This is a genomic window from Campylobacter sp. FU_497, from assembly GCF_025772425.1.
Lineage (GTDB): Bacteria > Campylobacterota > Campylobacteria > Campylobacterales > Campylobacteraceae > Campylobacter_D > Campylobacter_D lari_C.
Genome location: NZ_JAKMSC010000033.1, coordinates 1 through 2,500, shown reverse-complemented (window position 1 = coordinate 2,500; position 2,500 = coordinate 1). Strand labels below are relative to the sequence as shown.

Below are 2,500 nucleotides of genomic sequence, written 5' to 3'. Positions count from 1 at the left end.
AGTATAGATGGTGGCCATATCAATGGCAAACATAATGATAATGTTAGTGGCGATGCTTTAAAAAATCCAAGTGGTAATATAGCCAATAAAGTTCATTTGGTGGGGAATGAAGTCAATATATTAGTAGATGGAATTAAATCAAATTCTATTATAGCTAGTGCTTATGTAAAAGGTTCTTTACAACAATCTACTACATCTTATTATAATTATGGTAATAGTCTAGGCAAACTTAACTTTATTACTCAAGAATATAACAACATAGATAAAACAAATTTAGGTAATAAAAAATTAGTAACTAAAGATAAATTTGAAAAACATGCAATTATAGGTTCTGATGTTGATTGGTGGCACTTTGCTAAAGGGTGGAATGAAGATAAAAATGGCATGAGAGATTTCTTTAGCACCTATAAATTAGTAGATGATATAGATTTTGGTGGTAATCAGGGTAAAGGCAAGGAAGGAAAAGATTGGCAAAACTATGCAAATTATTGTATAGATGGATATGGTTGTACTAATATGATAGTAGGATTTAAAGATGCTTTTACTAAAACATTTGACGGTCAAGGTTTTACTTTAAGTAATATCAACATAGATACAACAAGCTTGGATAATAAGCCAAAGCATGTAGGTATATTTGGTAAAGTTGAAGGGGTTGCTTTTAAAAATATTAATGTTGATTATATGGGTGGAAGCATTAAAGCAGAAAATGCTGACGAAGTAGGTGGTTTTGTTGGTTTTGTAAATAATGGCAATTTTGAAAATATTTTTTTAAAAAATATAAAAAATATTAACAATAATGGCAACTACGATCATTCTTTTAATTCAACAGGAGGGTTTGCTGGACGTATAAGTAATGGAATATTTTCGAATATTTCTTTAAACAATATTCGAAATATCAATAGCAATCATAGTGTCGATAATGGTAATATTAATGATTCAACAGGAGGGTTTGCTGGAGGTATACAAGGGAAAGGGAGTTATTCAAATATCTCTTTAAATAATATAGGAAATATTAGTGGTAGTACTAAAAGCACTTATAGCTATGGAAGTTCTAGTAGTAATGTGGGTGGTTTTGTAGGATTAGTTGGTTGGCAAGAAGAACAAATTTTATATTCAAATATCTCTTTAAATAATATAGGAAATATTAGTGGTAGTAGTTATAGTCGTGATAGTTATACAGCTTTAGGTGGTTTTGTTGGTTACACCTTTAGTGAAATAGGGGCTATTTATTCAAATATTTCATTAGATGGTATAAAAAATATTATTGGCAATAGTAATATCTATGGTAGTGGTTATAATAGTAATAGTACAGGTGGTTTTATCGGATTTATTAACGGAGGTAGTATTTTTTCAAATATCTCTTTAAATAACATAGGAAATATTAATAATAGCAATGGTGTTACAAATAGTTTAGGTGGTTTTGTTGGGCATATTAATAAAGGTCAATCGCATTTTAAGAATATCTATGTGTTTTTTAATTCCAATATAAAATTTAATAATAGTGATAATTATGGTAAATTCTTTGGAAGTGCTGATAGGTATGGTTATGCTGAATATACTTTTGATAATATCCACATCTACAACCACGAAAATGATTTAAGTAATGCAACAGCTGATAAAGATTATTGGAATGACTTTAACAAAAACGGCTATGTTTCAGATAAAATAAATATCCACACATATAATGATTCTACCCAAGAAAGTGTTTATAATGACTTTTTATCTAAAGCAAATACTATAGAAAAACCTAATATAACACCACCATCTAAGCCAACCGATCCTACAGATCCTACTGATCCTGATGTTATCTTAGATAGTAATGATGTAATTAGTGCAGAAGATTTAAATAAATGGCTTGATGAAATATTTGCTGGAAATTACTGGGTAGATATAAAAGATCTTAGCAAAATTCAAGGTCTAAGTGAAAGCATAGCTCAAAGCATATCTTTCTTGGAAGCTTTATATGGTCAAAAAGGTATGAAAGAAATATTAGAAAAATTCCATGATGATTATAAAATAGTTTATTCTAAATATGATAAATTCAAAACAAACAAAGCAAATCTTTTAGCATTTATTAATGATAAATTAAAACCCCTAGTTGAATCTTCTAATAATGCCTTAGCTCAATTAAAACTCATGCAAGAGCAACTTAAAATAGCTATAGCTAAATACAATGACTATGTTAAAAAAATCAATGAAAACCCTGCTATAAAAAATGAAGAAACTTTAAATGCTTTAAAAGCTGAAGTAGATAGACTAAACCAACGTAGTGGAGAATTAGCTACCACTATAGCTAAAAATCAAATAACATTAAAAAAATGGCAAGATAAAGCTAGTGCTGATTCTAATGAACATTTTACTATCAAAGGACAATTTGATAATGTAGCATTGTTAATACCTGATTTAGAAAAAGTAACAACTAATGGTAATGAAAACGATGACTATGAAAAAATCTCTCGCCAAGTGGCTAATTCCCAAAAACAAACGCCTACCTTTGAAT

The 2,500-nt window shown here is 28.8% G+C and carries 1 protein-coding gene; it reads left to right on the top strand.

Features of this window, described 5'->3' with window-relative positions:
• A partial coding sequence (locus L8W68_RS08140; protein WP_263675752.1) for a hypothetical protein occupies positions 1-2,500 on the top strand: 2,500 nt, incomplete at both ends.